19 protein-coding genes are annotated in these 22,109 nt (G+C 42.0%); 10 read left to right on the forward strand and 9 right to left on the reverse strand.

The genetic code is table 11. The features are described from left to right. The first annotated feature begins 238 nt into the window (after positions 1-238). Positions 239-847 (forward strand): trimeric intracellular cation channel family protein, encoded by a 609-nt coding sequence (locus ACGHEH_RS17350; RefSeq protein WP_390447851.1) that lies wholly within the window; start codon positions 239-241, stop codon positions 845-847. 17 nt (positions 848-864) lie between these two features. Continuing rightward, positions 865-2,376 (forward strand): YifB family Mg chelatase-like AAA ATPase, encoded by a 1,512-nt coding sequence (locus tag ACGHEH_RS17355; protein ID WP_390447854.1) that lies wholly within the window; start codon positions 865-867, stop codon positions 2,374-2,376. On the opposite strand, the gene ACGHEH_RS17360 is transcribed toward ACGHEH_RS17355, so the two are convergent. Both ACGHEH_RS17360 and ACGHEH_RS17365 read right to left on the reverse strand, forming a co-directional pair. Further along, the gene (locus ACGHEH_RS17360; protein ID WP_138481679.1) at positions 2,373-3,077 is read right to left on the reverse strand and encodes a response regulator transcription factor; all 705 of its coding nucleotides are present in this window, start codon (positions 3,075-3,077) and stop codon (positions 2,373-2,375) included. The genes ACGHEH_RS17355 and ACGHEH_RS17360 overlap by 4 nt on opposite strands. A 178-nt stretch (positions 3,078-3,255) precedes the next feature. Beyond that, positions 3,256-5,706 (reverse strand): alpha/beta hydrolase family protein, encoded by a 2,451-nt coding sequence (locus ACGHEH_RS17365; protein ID WP_390447858.1) that lies wholly within the window; start codon positions 5,704-5,706, stop codon positions 3,256-3,258. A 109-nt stretch (positions 5,707-5,815) separates the two neighbouring features. On the opposite strand from ACGHEH_RS17365, the gene ACGHEH_RS17370 reads away from it, so the two are divergent. Then, on the forward strand, positions 5,816-6,892 hold the full coding sequence (locus tag ACGHEH_RS17370; RefSeq protein WP_390447860.1) for a CNNM domain-containing protein: 1,077 nt from the start codon (positions 5,816-5,818) through the stop codon (positions 6,890-6,892). Here ACGHEH_RS17370 and ACGHEH_RS17375 read toward each other — a convergent pair. Continuing rightward, positions 6,882-8,090, reverse strand: coding sequence for an EAL domain-containing protein (locus ACGHEH_RS17375; RefSeq protein WP_390447863.1), 1,209 nt, complete (start codon positions 8,088-8,090; stop codon positions 6,882-6,884). The two genes, ACGHEH_RS17370 and ACGHEH_RS17375, sit on opposite strands and share 11 nt — an antisense overlap. Before the next feature lie 138 nt (positions 8,091-8,228). On the opposite strand from ACGHEH_RS17375, the gene ACGHEH_RS17380 reads away from it, so the two are divergent. Continuing rightward, positions 8,229-9,242 (forward strand): site-2 protease family protein, encoded by a 1,014-nt coding sequence (locus tag ACGHEH_RS17380; RefSeq protein WP_390448192.1) that lies wholly within the window; start codon positions 8,229-8,231, stop codon positions 9,240-9,242. Between the two features lie 59 nt (positions 9,243-9,301). Here ACGHEH_RS17380 and ACGHEH_RS17385 read toward each other — a convergent pair whose 3' ends face one another. Next, positions 9,302-10,612, reverse strand: a complete 1,311-nt coding sequence (locus ACGHEH_RS17385) for a short-chain fatty acid transporter (protein WP_390447865.1) — start codon at positions 10,610-10,612, stop codon at positions 9,302-9,304. Between the two features lie 292 nt (positions 10,613-10,904). Between ACGHEH_RS17385 and ACGHEH_RS17390 the strand changes: the two genes are divergently transcribed. Continuing rightward, positions 10,905-11,144: a hypothetical protein gene (locus tag ACGHEH_RS17390; protein ID WP_130255620.1), complete on the forward strand. Its 240-nt coding sequence runs from the start codon at positions 10,905-10,907 to the stop codon at positions 11,142-11,144. Here ACGHEH_RS17390 and ACGHEH_RS17395 read toward each other — a convergent pair. Then, on the reverse strand, positions 11,127-12,038 hold the full coding sequence (locus ACGHEH_RS17395; RefSeq protein ID WP_390447868.1) for an AEC family transporter: 912 nt from the start codon (positions 12,036-12,038) through the stop codon (positions 11,127-11,129). The two genes, ACGHEH_RS17390 and ACGHEH_RS17395, sit on opposite strands and share 18 nt — an antisense overlap. Before the next feature lie 132 nt (positions 12,039-12,170). On the opposite strand from ACGHEH_RS17395, the gene ACGHEH_RS17400 reads away from it, so the two are divergent. Beyond that, complete coding sequence (locus tag ACGHEH_RS17400) at positions 12,171-12,542, forward strand: YacL family protein (RefSeq protein ID WP_390447871.1); 372 nt, start codon at positions 12,171-12,173, stop codon at positions 12,540-12,542. A 20-nt stretch (positions 12,543-12,562) separates the two neighbouring features. On the opposite strand, the gene ACGHEH_RS17405 is transcribed toward ACGHEH_RS17400, so the two are convergent. Further along, entirely contained in the window at positions 12,563-13,279 is a 717-nt protein-coding gene (locus tag ACGHEH_RS17405; RefSeq protein WP_390447874.1) for a 2OG-Fe(II) oxygenase, read from the reverse strand. A 29-nt stretch (positions 13,280-13,308) separates the two neighbouring features. On the opposite strand from ACGHEH_RS17405, the gene ACGHEH_RS17410 reads away from it, so the two are divergent. Beyond that, a complete protein-coding gene (locus ACGHEH_RS17410) occupies positions 13,309-13,698 on the forward strand; it encodes an acyl-CoA thioesterase (RefSeq protein ID WP_390447877.1) in 390 nt (129 codons plus the stop codon). Here the strand turns inward: ACGHEH_RS17410 and ACGHEH_RS17415 are convergent. The 3 genes from ACGHEH_RS17415 to uvrA all read right to left on the reverse strand — a co-directional run bounded on the left by ACGHEH_RS17415 (position 13,679) and on the right by uvrA (position 18,928). Beyond that, on the reverse strand, positions 13,679-14,809 hold the full coding sequence (locus ACGHEH_RS17415; RefSeq protein ID WP_390447879.1) for a hypothetical protein: 1,131 nt from the start codon (positions 14,807-14,809) through the stop codon (positions 13,679-13,681). The genes ACGHEH_RS17410 and ACGHEH_RS17415 overlap by 20 nt on opposite strands. Before the next feature lie 53 nt (positions 14,810-14,862). Continuing rightward, positions 14,863-15,966, reverse strand: coding sequence for a hypothetical protein (locus ACGHEH_RS17420; RefSeq protein WP_390447882.1), 1,104 nt, complete (start codon positions 15,964-15,966; stop codon positions 14,863-14,865). A 142-nt stretch (positions 15,967-16,108) separates the two neighbouring features. After that, positions 16,109-18,928 carry an excinuclease ABC subunit UvrA gene (gene uvrA, locus ACGHEH_RS17425; protein WP_390447884.1) on the reverse strand — a complete coding sequence of 940 codons (2,820 nt, stop codon included), beginning with the start codon at positions 18,926-18,928 and terminating at the stop codon, positions 16,109-16,111. Between the two features lie 127 nt (positions 18,929-19,055). Between uvrA and ACGHEH_RS17430 the strand changes: the two genes are divergently transcribed. The 3 genes from ACGHEH_RS17430 to ssb all read left to right on the forward strand — a co-directional run bounded on the left by ACGHEH_RS17430 (position 19,056) and on the right by ssb (position 21,954). Continuing rightward, positions 19,056-19,835 (forward strand): substrate-binding periplasmic protein, encoded by a 780-nt coding sequence (locus tag ACGHEH_RS17430; RefSeq protein WP_390447887.1) that lies wholly within the window; start codon positions 19,056-19,058, stop codon positions 19,833-19,835. 68 nt (positions 19,836-19,903) lie between these two features. Further along, complete coding sequence (locus ACGHEH_RS17435; RefSeq protein WP_390447889.1) at positions 19,904-21,271, forward strand: MFS transporter; 1,368 nt, start codon at positions 19,904-19,906, stop codon at positions 21,269-21,271. 17 nt (positions 21,272-21,288) lie between these two features. Beyond that, positions 21,289-21,954, forward strand: a complete 666-nt coding sequence (ssb, locus tag ACGHEH_RS17440; protein WP_390447892.1) for a single-stranded DNA-binding protein — start codon at positions 21,289-21,291, stop codon at positions 21,952-21,954. The last annotated feature ends 155 nt before the right edge of the window (positions 21,955-22,109 follow it).

Raw genomic sequence — 22,109 nt, forward strand, 5'->3', positions numbered from 1 at the left:
CAAGGTGAAGTGAGCAGCCTTTACAGCAGTCACTCTTTTCATTCTGAAACACTTTTCGCGCTCGTTAGTTAATACCCCTCAACTCCAGTTACACTAGCTCTTTTCTCCTTGCGCAAAAGAATCGTCCTCACTACGTTCGCCGTCGGTAACCTTTTGCACCTTGCTTCAATATTTAAAAAATTAATTTATAATTCATTTTCAATTAGCTTTTCATATCTATCTATTTTCAGGAATTTTAATGAGTGATCTTATCCATTGGTTCGACTTACTCGGTGTCATGGTTTTTGCTATTTCTGGGACCCTTATTGCCCATAAAAAGCATTTAGATGGTTTTGGTGTTGTCGTGCTAGCTGCGGTAACAGGTATTGGTGGCGGAACGCTGAGGGATATTATTTTAGATGAGCCTGTTTTTTGGCTGCATGATCCAAGCTATTTTATTGCTATTTTTAGTGCTGTGTTGATCAGTATTGTTGTTTTGAATCAGCAAAAGCAAATACCTAGTAAATTCTTACAGGTGGCAGATGCGTTCGGTTTGGCACTTTTTGCTGTGATGGGCACACAAAAAGCCATTTCTATCGGTATGCCAGCTACAACATCGGTGATTATGGGAGTGCTAACAGGGTGTTTTGGTGGGGTGATCCGTGATGTACTCGCAGGTGAAATCCCCTTGCTTTTAAAAGGTCAGCTCTATGCGATTACCTGTATTTTAGGTGGGATCGTCTATACTCAATTAATGTCTTTTTCTATAGCGATAGAAGTAAGCATGTTGTTTGGCATGTTAACTACCTTAGTTGTTCGATTAATGGCGATGCGTTACAACTGGGTGATACACGTTTTTAAATATTAACTGATAGGGACAAGGATATGTCTTTAGCAAAAATTCTTACCCGTGCGCAAGTGGGTGTCAAAGCACCTAAAGTGACGGTTGAAGTGCATCTAAGCAATGGGCTTCCTGCTTTTATCATTGTCGGCCTTCCTGAAACTTCAGTAAAAGAGTCTAAGGAACGAGTTCGTTCTGCACTAGTTAATTCAGGCTTTCTGTTCCCAGACCAACGTATAACAGTAAATTTAGCGCCTGCAGATTTGCCAAAAGAAGGCGGACGATATGACCTCGCAATTGCCGTTGGGATCTTGGTTGCTTCTGGTCAAATACAAAATACAGAGATAAGTAATTTTGAATTTTTTGGGGAGCTTGCATTAAGTGGTGAGCTTTCTGCTATTACTGCGATTTTGCCTTCGGTTATGGCGGCGACTGAAGAAAATCATGTTGCTTATATCCCGAGAGGTAACGATCAGCTTGCTAGTTTAGTATCTCAGTCAAATAGAAAAGCCGTCACCAGCTTGCAAGAAATTTGGCTGGATCTGCATGGGCAGCAATCACTCTCTTTAAATATTATTTACGACCATGTTTCTGAACAGGCTCTTGAGCAATTAGATATGAGTGATGTGAAAGGTCAGAAAATAGCAAAGAGGGTATTAGAAATTGCTGCGGCAGGTGGTCATAACCTGCTTTTCTTGGGGCCGCCTGGTACCGGTAAATCTATGTTGGCTCAACGTATTCCAACAATTATGCCTCAAATGACAACGCAGCAAGCACTTGAAACTGCTGCTGTCTACTCTCTAGTAGGGCAGTCGGTCACACATCAAAACTGGTTAAACCGTCCATTCAGATCTCCGCATCATACTTGCTCAGCAGTTGCATTAGTTGGTGGGTCGTCCAACCCTAAGCCTGGAGAAATATCATTGGCGCATAATGGTATTTTGTTTTTAGATGAGCTGCCTGAATTTGATAGAAAGGTGTTAGATTCGCTGAGAACGCCGATGGAGACGGGCCAAGTCACTATTTCTCGTGCTGCTAGGCAGGTCGACTTTCCTGCAAATTTTCAGTTGGTTGCGGCACTTAATCCCAGCCCAACTGGGCATCATAGCGATAAACGGGCAACACCTGACCAAGTGTTAAAATATCTATCAAAAGTATCAGGGCCATTTTTAGATAGAATAGACCTGCAAGTTGAATTACCAAGGTTAACGACTGAAGAGCTTCAGTCTACTCAGCCTGAAGAATCGAGCGCTGACATTCGTATGCGGGTAGAAAAAGCCGTTCAGTTTGCTTATCAACGACAAGAAAAAAACAACGCAGCGTTATCAACCAAAGAGCTGCAATTACATTGTGCATTATCAAAAGCAGATGCTATGTTTCTGGGGAAAGCGGCCGAGAAATTGGCTTTGTCACCACGTTCATATCATAAGGTTTTAAAGGTGGCGCGTACTATTGCAGATTTAAACTTGCAGGAGGATATAGATTTAGCCTCTCTAAAGGAGGCACTAAGTTATCGTGCTTTTGAGCGATTACTCGCTCAGCTAACCGCGTATTAAGTAGATAGCATGTAGCCTTTACCGCGAACCGTAACGATGCGTTTTTGTTCTTTTTCATCGCCTAGCTTCTTACGCAAGCGACCAATGAGTACGTCAACAGTTCGGTCACTCGGGCTCCAGTCTGGTTGGCCGATATCTTCTGAAATTTTTTCTCTAGAAGTCGCCTTGCCTGCATTGGCGATTAAACAAATAAGTACTTTGTGCTCAGCTTCAGTTAATCGTGATTCTTCCGCTGCGCCATTAATCAAAGTGCGATTATCAGGATGAAGTTTGAAATCTGAGTATTCAATAAACTCTTCAGACTCATCGTCATCATTTGCAATCGTTAAACGCTTACACAAAGCACGCATTCTCAATTCAAGCTCGAGTAGGTCAACTGGCTTACAAACATAGTCATCAGCACCTTGTGCCAAGCCTGCGATCCTATCAGCTTGAGAATCTCTGCTAGATAGCATGATGACACCAATATCTGTCAAGGTATTGAGCTCTTTCGCTAATGCTAAACCGTCAGTGGCAGGTAAAACAATATCGACGATAGCCAGCACAAATCGTTCTTGAGCTTGCGTTGCTTGCTGGACTTTGGCTAATGCAGTTGCACCGGTACTATCAATTTCGATGCTAAATTCTGTTTCAGCAAAATGGCTTATAATGCGTTTTGCTAAAAGTTCATCATCTTCTACTAATAATACTTTGATACTCATAGGTCAGCTATCTATTCAATAATTATGTATATATTAGCACTGTGAAAACATTGCTGAGAAGTGAATAATGACAATTTGTAACAATTGCATAAACATTTATGCAATTGGTTCTGTTAAGGGTGATTAAAATGGTCCACCTTAGAGTGCATACCCTAAGGTGAACATAATATATGCATACTTATTTATAAATATACTGCCACCATTGTGGTTGATCTTTTAAGTGCATATCAAAATAAGCGAGCATTGTATCCCACCAGTGGAAGCGACGGTCACGGGCAAATACTTGGTGATCAGTGCCTTTATACTCAATCAACTCTACGTCTTTACCAAGCAACTTAAGTGCCGTGTACATGTTGTGACTTTCACCTGGAGGCACATTGGTGTCAGCGTCACCATGGATAAGTAATAAAGGCGAGTTTACTTTGTCAGCATGAAAAACTGGGCTGTGATCAGAGTAAAGTTTAGGGTTATTCCACGGGAAACTGTTTTTCGAAGCTTCGCCTGAATATAGGTAGCCCCACCAACCTTGACCCCAATAAGAAGTAATGTTTGAGATACCTGCGTGAGAGATCGACGCACTAAATAAATCCGTTTTAGTCGCAAGTAGCATAGTCATAAAGCCGCCGTAAGATGCGCCTAAGTTACCTACTTTATCTTTATTCACATAAGGGTGTGCAGCTAAGAACTTTTTAGTGCCTTCGATAATATCGTTTGCAGTGTACTCACCCCATGCATTCACATGCTTAGCAGAGAATTCCTGACCAAAGCCAGTCGCACCAGTTGGTTGTAGCACATACACGACATAACCCTGTGCTGCCCATAGGTTAAATGGGTAACGACCGGTAAAACCGCGTGATACAGGAGAAGTACCGCCATAATAGTAAACTAGTGCAGGGTACTGCTTGCTTTCATCTAGGTTGTGAGGCGTGTATACACGACCTTTAATCTCAACGCCTTCTTTATTAGTGAAGTTAAATTCAGATAGGGTTGCAATTTCGCTATTGTCATAAGCAAGTGCTTTTGAATCCCACAGTGTTTTAGCGCGGTTTTTAGAAATATCTAAGCGTTTTAATTGCTGAGGGTGAGATGCTTGTGTGCCAGTCACGAGTAAGTCAGGGTTGCGCTCGTCAGAAATGCTGAATCTGCCAACGACATCAAAGCCTGTTTTGAGCTTAGTAAAACGTGCTTTGCTTTCATCGTATAAATACAGCTGTTGCGTATCACGCTCAGTCACTTTAATCACGACATCATCATTGCGCAATACTTGCATTGAACCAATAGCAGGGTCGAATGATTTGCTTAATGCTTTGGCATTTTTACCTTGACGGTCTAGCTTATAAAGCTGGCCATCGTAGTTGTTTGCAAGCATATTCTCAGGAATAGCACGGCCTAACCCATTTGCAAAGTCAGGGCCTGCAACCACATAGATGCCGTCATCAGCATACTTTGCTGAGCTAAATGTGCGGTATTGACCAAGTACAGTCTGCTGGTTGTCTTTTAAATTAACTTCTACAAGCTCTGTCAGCATGTGAGGCGGTTTAGCATAATCGCTAGGGTTACGCGTCACTAAGATTGTGCCTGCTTCATTATCAAAATCGGCCAATGAGTGACTCAACTTGCCTTCAGTGATTGGGTTAATAAAACCGGAGTTAATGTCTAACATGAAGATTTGGCTGTTATTACGTGCATAAGACCAGCGGTCTTCTAACCCTCTGAAGTGTTTAACTAATGTGTGCTTACTTTTATCTGACTTAGACCAAGCAAATACAAGCGTGTTGTTGTCGAAGTACTGGAAGCCATATGCGCCATCTAGTTGTTCAGCGACCACTTTCTCTTCTAAGTCTTTAAGGTTTAAAACTGTAACGGCTTTATTGCGAACAAATACAACCTGTTTGCTATCTGCACGCCATTTAATTTGATTTGCTGATAGTCCGTCAAAGCGGTAAAGCACTTTACCCTCTTCATCGGTTAAGGTTGTTTTATTAATGGCTTTATTACCATGGTTACTCTGGTAATGACGCTCAGTAACAACATAGTATTCGCCGTTTGGAGAAATCGATACAGAACTGATCGTTGGTGCATCAAAAAGTTGCTTAGCTGAAAGCGCGCGAGTTTCTTTTGTCGTCAGTGTAATAACGTCATGCTCTGCTTTGGGTAGATATTCTAGCGAGACTTTTTTCCAGTCATCAGCTTGTTCTACCACAATAACAACTTGGTGATCGCCCGTAACCGCATTGATGTCGTATTCTTTACTGCCAGATAAGGCTTCACCATTTAAAAATACATGTGCTTTTTCGATACCATTAAGCTTTAACTTACCTTGCACAAAGCGCTCTGCAGAGAAGTTGAACTTAATCGCTTGAAGACCTGCAATCGTTAGGTCATTCATGTCACCAAGTGGTTGCCAAGTCACTTTTTTACCTAATACCGACAGTGTTTTTGAATCACTTTGTAATTTAGGTAATAAGTTATTAATGATGGTAGCTTGGTAAGGCGTATTATTTGGCTTGATTGTTGCTGTATCAGCAAGGGGTCCAATAAACTTTACTTTATTTGCGTCTAACTCTGCTGCGACAAGTTGCGTAGAGAGTGCCGAAAATAGTAAAGTGGCGACCGTTGTTAATTTCATTGATGCACCTATTGTAGGGAAAATAATTGCCCCAATATAGCACATCAAATTAAATCTTCAGCAGAGTTGCGATTAAGTCGCGAGAGTCTGCGAAATTAAGGAGTTTAGGTTGTTTCTGTTATTCAGTTACATGTTTTTGGCCATTGCCATCTCATTTCTATGTTCGGTGATGGAGGCGGTGTTACTCAGTATTACACCAAGTCATGTAGCGATATTAAAAAAAGATAAACCGCTACTCGCACAGCGAGTGCAGGGTTTAAAAGACAATATTGATAAGCCATTATCAGCTATCTTGACCTTAAACACGGTTGCGCACACAGCGGGGGCCGCGGGTGTTGGTGCACAAGCGGCTGCTGTATTTGGTGATGCTGCTGTGGGGATTGCGTCTGCTGTGATGACGTTATTAGTATTAGTGCTTTCAGAAATTATTCCTAAAACGCTAGGCGCAACTTATTGGCGTGCACTAACACCAATTGTGTCATTGGCTTTAACTTGGATGGTTAGAATCCTAAAACCGTTCGTGTGGTTATCAGATCAGCTCACTAAATTAATTGGCTCAAAACAAGACGAAGCGCACTTTATTCGTCAAGAAATTGAGGCTATGGCTGAAATGGGTAGCGAGGCAGGAGCACTTCAGCAAGAAGAAAGTGAAACTATTCGCAGTTTGTTGCAGTTTAGGCATGCCAAGCTTGAAAACGTCATGACGCCAAGAACTGTGCTTTTTAAAGTGCACAAAGATATGACGGTAAACGAGTATTTATCTGAGCATGGCTCGGTATCTTTCTCTCGTATTTTGGTCTATTCAGAGAATACCGATGACATTATTGGCTTCGTGCATAAGAACGACATTATGTTGGCCTTCCATCGCTTAGGGGAAGACTACAAAATCGGTAAGCTAGTAAAGCCAATTTATACCGTACCAGAAACATTAGGTGCACCAGAGTTGTTCCAAGCATTGCTTGAAAAGCGTATTCATATTTCACTGATCATTGATGAATACGGCGATGTGCAAGGTATTGTTACCCTAGAAGATATGATTGAATCTTTAATGGGCATGGATATTGTTGATGAGCGTGAGCAATCGACCAATATGCAACAAGCCGCAAAACAAAAATGGCGTGATCGTGTCGACGGCCACTCTCATTTAATAGAAGCTGATACAGAAGAAGATCAGCCTAAGAATTAAAGTTTGTCATTCTAAGCCAAGAGTGGATCCAGCGAATAAGCTCATTCTTGGCTTTGGGGCGACTGATCAAAAAGCCTTGCATCAATAAGTCATGTTTGTATCGCTCTAGATACTGTAATTCCTCTATTCTTTCTACCCCTTCAGCCACGACTTTAAAGCCTTCTTTGATTGCTAAATCGACCAAGCTCTTGGTGATAACTTGTGAAAAGTAATCTGTATCTATGTGGGTGATCAAAGAGCGGTCTATTTTAATCTCTGTAAATGGCAGAGACTTTAGCTGGTTAATATTCGTAAAGCCGGTGCCAAAGTCATCGAGAGAAATTTCAAACCCTTTCATTCTTAAGCGATTTAGCGTTTCAAGTTGATTGGCGCTTGCAAGGGGCTTTTGTTCGGTGATTTCTAAAATGATATCGCTTGGCTGAAGGTGATTTAACTCAAGTAATAAAGACAGCTTTGCCGGGCAATTCATATCTTCTAATTGGATCGGCGATAAGTTGAATGCCAATTTACATTGATGAGGCAGCTCTTCTTTCAACGCTTCATATTCAGCCGTGGCTTTTTCAAACAACTGAAATGTCACTAAGTTTATTAAATCTAAATCTTCTGCAACATCAATAAATCTTGCCGGCAAAACAGTAAAACCGTGCTGCTCAGATACAATGCGAGCCAGCACTTCAAGGCTTTCAATCTGTTGAGTTGCACGATTTACCTTAGGTTGATAGAAAGGGGTGATCTCACTATTACTCAGTGCATGTAATAGCTCAGCTTCACTGATGAGTTGTCCATCTGCTGTCTGAGGCCGAGAGAGGGTGCTGAGCTTTTTAAGCAGCCTTTCTACTTCAACGAGTTGTATCGGCTTGGCAATATTACCCAAGAGCAATGCTTGATTCTGTCTAGCAAGGTTTGACGCGAGGTCAATAATGCGACGATCCATTTCAGAGATAATAATCACGCCGCCTTGATAGCCTTTCTGGCCGACTTGCCTGATCAGTTCCATGCCATCTATTTCAGGCATGTTTAAATCTGTAAAAATGGCATCAAAGGCTTTAGGTTGTTGTTCTATTAGTGACAATGCGGCTTGTGCTGACTCGCAACAAGTAACGTGCTCAACGCCGAGCTCGGCCAAAATTGCCTGCATGACCATGAGAATGGCCTGTGAATCATCAACAACCAAAATACGCTGTGCTTTAAAGCTCATAAATCACTCCCTGAAATTGGTTAGGATATTTAAGTTTAGAACAGCGAAATAAAAATGACCAAATCGAGATCAAAAAATGATGGTTTGTCACTGTTAGAGTTTGTTGGGATAATAGAAAAAAACTTTAGTTTTAACGTCATGACTCGGATCGAACTTAACGTGGCTGGACAGCCAATTTCTCTGATTTTTAATCAACAACAAATCATTCAAGTTTTTCATCAACAACAAGCCTTAGTACTTGAATCGGAATCTGAGCATCTACAAAATTGTCAGATAAACGGACGGGCAGTGAACTTTAATACCTCACAGCTTGCACAAGGGCTGCTAGGTGTCTCTGTAAATGCGCAACCGCTACAGTGGCTCGAAGTGCCTCACCAACAAGCTGAAAGTAAGCGAGGCTGGTTGGGGTTAGCGATGCTTAGCTTTAAAATTTTCAAGAGTGCCAAGGTCGTAAAGGCTGCGCTTGCGGGAGCGTCAGTAGCAGGCTATGCATGGTTATTCTCATTGGAGTTTGCCCTGATGATCATTGCCTGTTTGGTGGTACATGAATATGGTCATGTTCGTGCGATGAAGTACTTTGGTATCAAGACGAAGGGGATCTATTTAATTCCTTTCGTAGGTGGCTTAGCTGTCAGTGATGAAAAAATTACAACCCGTTGGCAAGATGTGGTGATCTCTTTAATGGGGCCTGCATTTGGCTTAATTACCTCAGTGTTGGGGGTGGTGCTGTATTACGTAACAGATATGGAGATTTTTGCCGGTGTCGCCGTGCTTAGTGCACTACTTAACTTATTTAATTTATTACCAATTCTACCTCTGGATGGCGGTCACGTACTAAAAAGTATCAGTTTCTCTATGCGTTCTTGGATGGGTCTCCTAGCCTGTTTTGGTGGTGTGTTACTGGGGCTTTATATCAGTTGGACATTTGGTTTGATGCTACTGGTGTTTTTTATCTTTATAGGCAGTTTGGAGATAGTGTTTGAGTGGCGTGAGCGTCATATTTCTCATCTGTTACCCCTTGATAGATATGGTCAGATTGTCTCAGCGCTGATGTATGTGGTTGTAGCTGTAGGGCACATTGCAGTGATGATGCACTTTGCAGATTCAGACAATGTGATTTTAAGCTTACCAATGAAGATCTTATCTAATTAAGTATGTATGTCGCCGTTGATGATTTTTACGGCGACATATTTTCAATCACTGTGCAATATTTAAGTGAAGGTGAGTATTGCCGCAATGATAATGCCACTCACTGCTAACTGGATCAGACAAAAACCCATGATATCTTTGGCCTTTAAGCCTGCTATTGCTAGCACAGGCAATGCCCAAAATGGTTGAATGAGGTTAGTCCAAGCGTCACCCCAAGCAACAGCCATCGCTACTCGGTTTATCTCAGCGCCTAGCTCTATCGCTGCAGGTAAAACAATCGGGGCTTGCACAGCCCATTGACCACCACCTGAAGGGACAAAAATATTCACTAAGCCGGCACTAATAAAACTCCAAAACGGCAGTGTGTCAGCGCTACTCATTGAGACAAAGATATCGGAAATTTGTTGAGCGAGGCCAGAGTCTTTCATGATTGCCATGATCCCAGCATAAAACGGAAATTGAATAATAATACCGGCACCGCCGCTCACTGCTTCTTGCAAGCTTTTAAGAAGGTTAGCAGGCGTTTGATGAAGCAAAATAGCCAAAAATAAGAATAAGCCGATCACACTATTTAGATTGAGCCCACCACCGAGCGCAAGAAAGTAATAACCCATATAACCACAGCCCAAGGTGCCAATGAGTATGCCGAGTAACTTACTGTGTTCTAGTTTTTCAGCTGGGGTATTGATGCAAATAACCGCAGTCTTTTTTTCTTCAAGCTTTTCTTTCTCAACAATGATTTGTTGGTCTTTAGGCGGAAGTAGTAACGCATTAAGAAGAGGAAGCACAACCAGTAATACGGCCATTAAAATTAAATTAAAATGCGAAAACAGGGTATCTTGCGTTGTAATAACCCCAATACTGTCGCTAGAAAAATGGCCTTCTGTTGCAATGGTTAAGGGCACTGAACCCGATAACCCACCATGCCAAACAATAAAACCAGAATAGGCACTGGCGACTAATACGCGGTAATCGACTTGTACATGGCGAGCGAGCGCTTTGGCAAATAATGCCCCAACAACCAACCCAAACCCCCAGTTTATCCAACTGGCAAGCATAGATACTAAGGTCACCATGACAATTGCCGTAGAGCCTGAGCTGGCTTTTTGCGCGAGTTTATCAAGCAGAGACTTACAAACAGGCGTACTAGCTAGCATAAAGCCCGCTACGAGTACCATTAACATCTGCATCGCAAAGGTCAGCAATGCCCAAAAGCCTTGGCCCCAAGATGTGACGGCTTGCTCAAATGAAAAAGGAGTTAAGGTAATGCTGAGTGATAATACAACCAGTGTTAATAAAAGTACGATAACGTAGGGGTCAGGTAAGTAACGTTCGACCAATTTAGTAACGGGCTGAGAGAGTTTAAAAAGCATGATGAAATCCTGTTATTATTCTTTTAGCTATCAAGACATTAACCTTGTGCTTTGTTATCTATTAAGCATAACTAAATATCGAATGGACTGCTTTACTATTTATATCTAAAATTCAGTATGTTAAATGACGCCCAATAAAGTGAGTAAAAAAACCAATAAATGGCTTATTAAACCACTTTCATAACTTTGAAATAGAAAGTGATTTGTTTAACTATTTGATTTGTATGGTTTAATATTTTTGGCACGATTACTGTTTAGTTAATAATAGAAATCTTAAATAAGAGAGGTTACCATGGCAGAACAAGGTTCAGGCGGTAATGTAATCGCCGCAATTTGTAATATATTTTTTCCAGGTTTAGGCCAGCTGGTACAAGGTCGTATTATTCCAGCACTTATTTTTGCAATCATTGTGTTTGGTGGTTATGCGCTTTGGTTCTTAGTACTTCCAGCGATTATTGCAGCGGTTGCACACTTATGGGCAATCATAGATGCAGCGAAATACACCAGCTATCGTTCACGGTACGAGCGTTAGCAACCATATACTTAGAGTAAAGACGCTGAGCAGTGTTGAGAGCACAACACTGCTGGCAGCAACATCTTGTTTTACGGTTAATTGCCTTGCGACCAAATAAGCATTCACGCCCAATGGCGATGCAGCCATCAGAGTGACAACGGCAACATGCGCTGCTGGTAGGCTAAACACCCAAGTCGCAAAAGAAAAGACAGCGGCGGGTAGCAGGCCGAGTTTAATAACGCTGATTATTAATGCGCCTTTCCAAGCTTCTTTCACCGAATATTGATTTAAACTTGCACCTAACACAAATAACGCCCCTGCGATTGCTGGCTCGCTTAGTAAATCTAGCCCATTGATGAGTGTTGTAGGAAGTGGAACTGACATGGCATTTGCCACAATACCTAAGCTTATACTCAGTACGACAGGATTGAGCAGTAAAGGCTTTAATAACTCACCCAAGCTCCCTTTCACATTACTACTTAAAGCAAAGGTCAATGCAAATAAGAGTGCACTATGAAAAGTGATCACCATAAACACCAATGCGCCATAATGCTCACCAAGTGCCATGATTATGATGGGCAAGCCAACTAATACCGTATTTGAATAACACCCAGAAAGCGAAAGAACCGCAGATTCAGCCAGTGATAGCTTACCAAGCGCTTTAAAAGCAATGCATACTGCAAAATACACAAGCACCACAGGTAGATAAAAGCTGAGTAGTAGGTTGAGTGACAATGCCTGTTGTAAATCGGCTTTGTACATACTAAGAAAAAGAAAAACGGGAATGGCCAAATTGAAAATAAAGGTGCGCAGCCCTTCAAAATGGGTAGAGGATAAAAATTGTATTTTGGCACAAATAAACCCAGCGGTGACCACGAAGATCAGCGGGAACAGAATATCAATTGGGTTCATATCTACTCGAAGTGGTGTCGGAGCGTGAATTATCCAGTTTACGCTATGAAAGCTCAAGTCGCTGGGCAGTTTATGCCATGCAAAGTATAATATTCTTTGTTTATAAGTTTATTAATTTTGAGAGACAGTCTTATGGAGTATCAATTTATTCGTGACCCAATCAGTGGTTTCAGGGTCAAGATCAGTGATGAACAAGCTTTAATTGGTCGCTGGTTTAACGAAGAGCTGGCTCACAATGAAGTTAAAGACTTACTCGCGCAATGTCGTAATATTAAGTCATTAAATACGCCTTTGGTCAGACTGGGCAAAGAAGTACGCTTTAAGTTGTGTGAGCAAGAGGCATTGTTTGAAGCGCATAGCTTATTTCATAACAACGATGACTTAGCGCAATATCAAGATGATGCACTTGAGCTCGACGAGCATGGCCTAATGGCAGCCTGTGGTTTTGAAGATTTTGTTGAGTTATTAGAAGCTTGGTATGACTTTATTGGAAGAGGCCACTAGGGCTTCTTCCAAGGTCAATCTTACATAGTAGCCTGCTCTGGTGGCGCCCCATAGATTTGTTCGGCTCTGTTAAACAGTACCCAAGACGTCAATATATACTTATCGTTAGAAACTGGAATACAGCCTCGGTGTGTGTGAGTGAAATAAGCCGGTGCGACAACCATAGCGCCTTTTTTAGGGGCTATTTTTTTATTCTGGTAGTGAAATTCAGTTTCTCCACCTTCTTCAACATCATTCAAATAAAACATAAATAACAGCACGCGATGAAGAGCTTCATTATGACCGACTTGTGGGTAAACCTCGCTGTGCCAGTATGGATAACCGCCTTTTCCTGCTTGGTATTTTTGCGCTTGAATATTGCCTAAACGAAACAGCTGCTGCGTAAGCACATGAATTTGTGGTTTACCAACCTCTTCGAAATTATCGACAGTTAAGTCAACAGGTTGCCCTGTTTTTGGGTGGTACACCTTTAAACCAAATGCACCGATCATCATAAAGAAGTGTTCTTCAATATACTTGAACACATGCTGTGCGGTGACTTGTTGAATGTGTTGTAAAGTCTGTGCGTACTCAGGGTGTGCATTTAAATACAGATCGTGACTAATTTTCTTGCTTAGATCGACACCACCAGACGTGACCCCTTGCTTTAGGTGAGGGCTTTGGTCAAACTGCTGCACAAATGAATCGCAAAAGTCAGTTGAGAGTGCGTTGTCGTAAACGCGAATAAAATCTGTCATCTGAGTACCTACAGGATATTAGAATTATTATGTTGTCAGAAAAACTCATGCCGCGTTTTAGTGAAACCGACGTGCTCGGACACATCAACAATACCGCACTACCGGTTTGGTTTGAAGCTGCGCGTGTGCCTATTTTTAAGATTTTTACCCCAGACCTAGATCCAAAACAATGGAAATTGATTGTTGCCAAGGTCGAAGTTACTTTTAAAGGGGAGCTGTTTTATGGTCAGGAAGTCGAAGTGAAAACTGCCATTGAGCGCTTAGGATCAAGCTCATTTGTGATTTTACAGCAAGCCTGGCAGCACGGAGAGTGCTGCGCTGAGGGTAAAACCGTGATGGTACGTTATGATTTTGCTAATAAAAGCTCACAACCATTAAGTGAAGAAGAAAAACAGCAGCTTACTGTTTTTCTTCTGTAGGAATTGAAACCGAAGATTTAAATTGGTGGCCAATGGCCACCGAAATACATGGTTTGACTTCGTATTTATAAGTACGCTCTTGCTCGGACAGTTGCGTGATCTCTAAAATCTCATAATCATTTAGCTCTACCATGCGGCTCCCCACAGTGACCTGACAGCGAGAATAGCTATCGGCTTCTAGCTCGTAGATAAAATAAGCGAGAATGGTTTTGATTTTATTATCGTATGCTTCGGCACGTTCAGAGAGTGAAATGGTTGCCGGGTCACCTTCTCCAATATTCAAAGATAAAATTGGACTTTGATCTTGTTGCGCTTGATCGACTTGTTCAGCATCCACTTCTTTTGGCTTCGCTGGTTCAGACGGTTCTTTGTCAACTTCCTCGGTTATATTGGTGCTTACTGTGGTATTACTAAAACTTTCGATTACATTCGTGAACATGGTACTCATGCCACCAAACATACCCGACGTAAATGTAAACATAAGTACAAAAACAAAGAGCATGACACACAGTGTCATACGCACAAAGCTGGTAATAATTGGAAATCGGTATTCTGGTGGGTGCCACATTGTGTGTAAACCAAAAGGGCGCATGAATAACAAAAGCAAGACATAGAAGGGCTGTAACAGTGGCACTAACAGTAAAATAGTTAGTGTGCTGATGAAGAACCAAGACGGTAAAGACAGCATTAAACTGAGGTTGTGGGTATATGGGAAGTGATCGGCACTGACTCCCGTAATATCATTAATAGCACCAGCCGCATAAGCTAACGCATAGTTGGCGATAAATGCGTAGAAAATCAATATGACGGCTTTGCCTGGTAAACTGTCCCAGAACTTCATTAACTTTGGCCAAAGCTCATTGAGTAGCGCAGAAATAATAATGGTGACCAATAAAAAACTTGAAGGTGAGAACATATCCTCCATCATTTGTGCATTTTCAGATACACCTGGTGGTGGGGTTGTTTCGCCGTTAATTTGATAGATGAAAAAAACAATAGCTGTTAGGTATAGGCGTTGAGAAAACGTCAAAGAGCGCCAAAAAGTGAGCCATTTAGTTTTTAAGCCATAGTAAAAACCTGATAGGTGCTTGGGAGAGGGGAGCTTTTCCATGAGTTGGTCCGTTTTCTTATTATTTATCATTGTGAGCACATCTTTATTCTTAACTAATATAGCGCTTTAGCTTGGCTAGACAAATGAAGTTTTATACCGGGTGAGATACAAGGCTTCACTTCAAAGTGATAGGCTTTTTCTTTACCTTCTATTGGCCAGATTTCCAGAATATCGTAATCATTGAGTTCTACAACACGTCTTCCTGGTGTGACCTGACATCGAGAGTAGCTATCGGCTTCTAGTTCATAAATAAAGTAAGCAAGAATTTGCTTTATACGGTTGTCGTAGTTGTTGACACGTTCATAGTATTCATGGTCAGTATTTTTTTGTGTATTTACTTCAGTAATATTGTTTTTTGATTTGGTTGCAGTTGTGGATATCGTCAAAGCATCTTCGTTTGATGTTTCATCAGCATCTTTAGATGTGCCATAGGCAAGATTTATAGAAGAGAAGTTACCAATAACGGTACTGAAAATGGTTTTCATACTACCAGAAACTCCAGATAAAACAGTAATCAAAAAAAATGCTAATGCAATAATGGTACAGAGGGACATACGAATAAAGCTGGTAATAATTGGGAAGCGATAATCAGGTTTATGCCAACGGTATTGAAGGCCAAAAGGTTTTAGTAGCAAGAGAAAAACCATATATACTGGCTGTAATAAGGGGGTTAGTATAAGCACGATAAAAGTACTGATCATAAACCAAGTTGGAATTGACAACATAAGACTTAGATTATGTGTATATGGGAAGTGATCAGCGCTGACCCCAGTGATTTGGTTGATAGTACCAGCGGCATAAGCTAGCGCATAGTTTGCTAAGAAAGCATAAAAAATAAAAATGATCGCTTTACCAATGGTATGTTCCCAAAATTTTATTAATTTAGGCCATAGTTCAATTACCAGAGCCGTCAGCACGCACAGTATGTATAACACTCCAAAAATACCAATTGAATCTGAATCATCAGACTTTTTCATTGAGCCATACATATTTTCTACGCTAGCGTCATGAAGCATTGCTGCTGCACTTAAGGAAGCAATAAACGCAATTAAGTAAAGTCTTTGTGCGAGAGTTAAAGAGCACCAAAAATGTGTGATTCTTTCGGCAAAACGCCTAAAAAAACGTGATAATTTTTTGACATGAGTAGTAGCTTGCATGAATACATCCGTTATTCGTTTTATTATTTTTATTCTGGCTTTTCAATCTTTCAAAGATAAGAAAAAGGCTTGCCCCTATTATGAAGGCAAGCCTTAAAAAATTAAATAAAATTTAACACTATGCTAAATAGTGCTACGCCTCTTAAAGCAAGGGTTTTAAATATCTACCTGTGTGAGATGCGTCACATTCAGCTACCACTTCAGGCGTACCCGAGATAAGAATTTGACCACCGCCAGCGCCACCTTCAGGGCCTAAGTCGACAATCCAATCTGCGGTTTTTATCACATCTAAATTGTGTTCAATCACTACAATAGTGTTGCCATGGTCGCGTAAGCGATGCAGTACTGCCAGTAATTGCTGAATATCATGGAAGTGCAAACCTGTGGTCGGCTCGTCCAAAATATATAGAGTTTTACCGGTGTCGCGTTTAGATAATTCTCTAGCGAGTTTCACACGCTGCGCTTCACCACCAGAAAGTGTAGTAGCTGCTTGCCCTAAACGAATATAAGTCAAGCCAACATCCATTAAAGTTTGCAGCTTGCGGCTGATCGCTGGAATTTTATCGAAGAACTCACGAGCATCTTCAACCGTCATCTCTAATACTTCATGGATGTTTTTGCCTTTATAAAGTACTTCTAAGGTTTCACGGTTATAACGTTTACCAGAACACACATCACAAGGTACGTATACGTCAGGTAAGAAGTGCATTTCAACTTTGATAACACCGTCACCCTGACATGCTTCACAGCGACCACCTTTTACGTTAAAGCTAAAACGACCAACTTTATAGCCACGTGAACGCGCTTCTTGTGTGCCCGCAAACAGTTCACGAATAGCTGTGAAGATACCGGTATAGGTTGCAGGGTTTGAACGCGGTGTACGGCCAATCGGGCTTTGGTCAATATCGATCACTTTATCAAAATGTTCAAGGCCTTGAATGTCTTTGTGAGGGGCAGGCTCAGCCGTGGTCGCTCCATTCAGTGCTGTGTGAGCCAGCTTAAATAGCGTGTCATTAATAAGGGTTGATTTACCAGAGCCAGATACTCCGGTGATACAGGTCATTAAGCCAAATGGAATACGCAGGTCGACATTTTTTAAGTTATTACCTGTGGCGCCAAAGAGTTCTAGCCATTTATCTTCCGGCTGGTGGCGTTGCTCAGGCACAACAATGGCTTTTGCACCACTTAAATACTGACCAGTTAAAGACTCAGGTGAATTAAGAATGTCGTCACGTGAGCCTTGTGCAACAACATGACCGCCGTGTACACCCGCACCTGGACCGATATCGATAATATGATCTGCCGCACGAATGGCATCTTCATCGTGCTCAACCACAATTACAGTATTACCTAAGTCACGTAGATGAGTTAACGTGCTAAGTAAGCGGTCGTTATCGCGTTGATGAAGACCAATTGACGGTTCATCAAGCACATACATAACGCCGACGAGGCCGGCACCAATTTGACTGGCAAGACGAATACGCTGCGCTTCACCGCCTGAAAGGGTATCGGCACTACGCTCTAGTGATAAATAGTTCAAGCCAACATTGATTAAGAAAGATAAACGGTCGCGGATCTCTTTTAAGATTTTTTCAGCGATTTGTGCACGTTGCCCTGTAAGTGCTAACTCATCGAAGAAGGTCATTGCGTCGCCGATGCTCATTAATGTCACATCAGGAAGTGTTGTTTTACCAATAAACACGTGGCGGGCTTCTTCACGCAAACGCGAGCCATTACAGCTAGGGCAGGCTTGATTGGTTTGATACTTGGCAAGCTCTTCACGAACAGAGCTTGATTCAGTTTCACGGTAGCGGCGACTCATATTATTTAGTACGCCTTCAAATTCGTGATTACGGGTGATCACATCACCACGATCATTGCGATAGTTAAAAGCAATCTTAGTTTTACCTGAGCCCTCCAGAACAACTTTTTGCGCGTCTTTAGATAACTTCTCAAAAGGTACTTCTAAGTCAAAATCATAATGCTCAGCCACAGATTGCAGCATTTGGAAGTAATAGAAACTGCGTTTGTCCCAGCCTTTAATTGCACCACCGCTTAAACTAAGTTCAGGATTTTGTACCACGCGACTTGGATCAAAGTATTGTCGTACACCTAAGCCATCACAGCTTTGGCAAGCGCCTGCTGGATTGTTGAATGAGAATAAACGCGGCTCTAGCTCAGTCATGGCATAGCCACAAGTTGGGCAGGCAAAGTTAGCAGAGAAAGTAAGCTCTGCTTGTTCTGTGTCGTCCATATTCGCAACAACAGCCACACCACCCGATAATTCTAATGCGGTTTCGAATGATTCAGCCAAACGTTGTTGTAAGCCATCTTTCACTTTAAAGCGGTCAACAACCACTTCAATGGTGTGTTTTTTATGTAATTCGAGGGTTGGTGGATCGCTTAAATCACACACTTCACCATCAACACGGGCTCGAATGTAGCCTTGAGCACTCAATTGCTCGAATAGTTTGACGTGTTCACCCTTACGGTTTTTTACCACAGGCGCTAACAGCATTAGCTTGCTACCTTCAGGTTGCTCTAAAACAGTATCTACCATCTGGCTGATAGTCTGTGCTGCAAGCGGTAAATCATGAGTCGGACAGCGAGGCTCACCCACACGTGCGAATAGTAAGCGTAGGTAATCGTAAATCTCGGTAATAGTACCCACAGTAGAACGAGGGTTGTGAGACGTTGATTTTTGCTCAATGGAAATTGCAGGTGAAAGACCTTCAATATGGTCTACATCGGGTTTTTCCATCAAAGATAAAAATTGGCGCGCATAAGCAGAAAGCGACTCGACATAACGGCGTTGGCCTTCTGCATATAAAGTATCAAACGCAAGAGAGGATTTGCCTGAGCCAGATAAACCTGTGATAACAATCAACTTATCACGTGGAATAGTCAGTGAAATATTCTTCAGGTTATGGGTGCGGGCGCCTCTTACTTCTATATTATCCATGATGCTCCAGTAACTGCTTGAGGGTGTAATCAAACTTCGCCACAGTATCGCACATTTTTGTGAAAATTATCGCTTCTTTATAAAAGCATCTACACTGAATAGGTGGTAAAAATGTGGCTAATAAATTTTGAAAAGATTATACGTACTCCTTCTCTTTTTGGTTTTCAGTCTTAATGTACAGGCGCTCACGGGCACGCGCATTAACCCTGATTGTAATTTAGTGGTGCGTTTTGAAAATTTTGCCCGTTATAACAGCCAAGCCGACGCTTTGAGCTGGCACGGCCTAGACGTTGATTTTGCCAAAGCGCTTTTAGAAGAAGCAAATTGTAGTTATAGATTTGTAAGTTTACCTTGGGGCCGTTCAATCAAAATGCTTGAAACGGGTGAGATAGCTATGATGCTCAGTATGTCACCAACCAAGCAGCGTGAACGGTTTGCTTATTTCATTGGCCCGCAGCGCAACGAAACCATTGTGCTTGTAACTCATAAGTCGCGGCCTTACACGCTTAATAGTTATCAAGATTTACTCACATTACCAGCACCTATTGCAATTCATCGAGATGCGGTCTATGGGGCTGAAGTGGACGCACTGTTAAAGAATACGCCAAATGTCGAAGAGCGTTTTACAGTGATCACAAATAATAAGTTGCGAGTTAGCATGCTCAAGCATGGTCGTATTTCTGGTTTCTTTGCTGAAAAATATAACATGCTCTATCAATCTGAAAATAATCCAGATTATATGCAAGTTGAAATAAACCCCTTCGTTATTAATCGAGAGCCGGTTTACATTGCACTGAGCAAGCAGAGTGTCTCTCCAAAAATAAAAGCGCGTTTGGAGCGGGCTTTAGAAGCGCTAAAGCAAACTGGCAAGATCAGTGAGATCCTAAAAAAATACAAATTAGATTAAGTTTTTTGCAACGGCTATTTTTTTGTTAAACTGTCGCGCGCATTTGCGAGCCAGTAATAACGAGAACTATGTCTAACCAATCATTAAACGCCTTAGAAAAACGCGCTGCTTTTTCGCTAGCCAGTGTATTCGCATTCAGAATGCTCGGTTTATTTATGCTGATGCCTGTGCTGGCCATTTATGGTCAGTCACTTGAGCATGTCTCGCCAATGTGGATCGGTTTAGCAATCGGCGCATATGGTTTAACCCAAGCTTTATTACAGATCCCGATGGGCTGGTTATCCGATAAAGTGGGTAGAAAGCCAGTCATAATTGGTGGCTTAGTCGTGTTTGCTATCGGCTCAGTGATTGCCGCAGTCGCAGATTCAATTTACTGGGTAACGGTTGGCCGAGCTTTACAAGGTATGGGCGCCATTGCCAGTGCTTTATTGGCTTTAGCTGCAGATTTAAGTCGAGATGAGCAACGCCCTAAAGTGATGGCCGTGATAGGTATGTGTATCGGCTTAAGTTTTGCTGTTGCTATGCTACTTGGGCCTATGGTGGCGGCCTCATTTGGTATTTCAGGAGTATTCTGGTTAACAGCAGGGTTAGCAATTTTAGGCATTGTGATTGTGTCTTTTGTGGTCCCTAATGCATTAAATCGCGCCCCAAAAGGCGATACAGTCGCGTCTGTTGCTGATATAAAACGACTGGCAAAGCATCCGCAGTTACTTCGCTTAGATCTTGGTGTGATGTTACTTCACCTCACGCTCACAACCTTATTTGTGGTTTTGCCTGGTCAGTTAATCATTGGCGGTTTAGCGGCTGAAAGTCACTGGCAGCTTTATATTCCCGTTTTATTGGCTGCATTTATTTTAATGGCGCCTTTAATGATCATTGCCATCAAAAAACAAAAAGAAAAACAGGTCTTTTTACTTTCTATTTTCGTGCTAATTTTTAGTGCGTTAGGTCTTATTTTATTGCCAACGTCAATCATGAGTATTGCCTTGTGCATGTTGTTTTACTTTATTGCTTTTAACTTCCTTGAAGCGACGATGCCGGCCTTGGTCTCGCGCATAGCACCTGCAAATCAGAAAGGTTCTGCAATGGGCGTTTTCTCATCGGGGCAATTCTTTGGGGCGTTTTTAGGTGGTATTTTAGGGGGTTATCTAGCGCAAATTGGTGAAGCGAATACAGTGTTTGCGGCTGCAGCAGGAGTTGGGGTAATATGGCTATTTATTGCATGGCAAATGCAGATCCCTCCTAAGAGTAAAGTGATCAGTTTAATGGCTGATTTATCCGACCAACATAGAGCTGAGCAATTAGCTGAGCAATTGGTGGCGCTACCGGGAGTGATCGAAGCAACGATGGTGAACGACGAAAATCGTAGTTACCTAAAAGTAAATGATAAAGAATTTGATATAAACCAAGCAAAGCAAATACTTGGCTTGAATTAGTGTGAGGAGAGTGCGTCATGGCACGCGGTGTAAACAAAGTAATTTTGGTTGGTAACTTAGGCCAAGACCCAGAAGTTCGTTACATGCCAAATGGTAACGGTGTAGCAAACATCAGCATTGCTACAACAGATAGCTGGAAAGATAAAAACACAGGGCAAATGCAAGAGCGTACTGAATGGCACCGTGTTGTGTTGTTCGGTAAATTAGCTGAAGTTGCAGGTGAATACTTACGTAAGGGCTCACAAGTTTATATCGAAGGTCGTTTGCAGACACGTAAATGGACAGACCAAAGCGGACAAGAGAAGTATACAACAGAAATCGTTGTAGACATGGGCGGTCAGATGCAAATGTTGGGTGGCCGTGGTGAACAGCAAGGCGGTGGCCAGTATCAAGGTCAGCAGTCTGGTGGTTTTAATAATCAACAGTCTCAATATAACCAAGCGCCACAGCAACAGCAGACACCACAACAGCAAGGTGGTTTCGCACCGCAACAGCAGCAGTCTCAGCAAGGTAGTTTTGCACCGCAGCAGCAATCGGGACAACAGCAGGGCGGTTTTGCACCTCAGCAGCAGTCGGGTCAACAGCAAGGCGGGTTTGCACCTAAACCACAATCAGCACCACAAGGCGGTGCATCAAATCCGATGGAACCACCAATCGACTTTGATGACGATATTCCGTTCTAACGATTAACTCGTTTATAAAACGAAATAGATTTAATAAAACCCTGCTTTTGCAGGGTTTTATTTTTTCTCTTATTTAAAATTATTTGCCAATAAACTAATACAAGGCTTTCCGTGCGCTAAACTTGAGTTTTTAAGACTTGTGAACAACACTTAGT

Origin of the sequence: Pseudoalteromonas sp. MTN2-4 (assembly GCF_042848605.1) — a bacterium.
Taxonomy (GTDB): domain Bacteria; phylum Pseudomonadota; class Gammaproteobacteria; order Enterobacterales; family Alteromonadaceae; genus Pseudoalteromonas.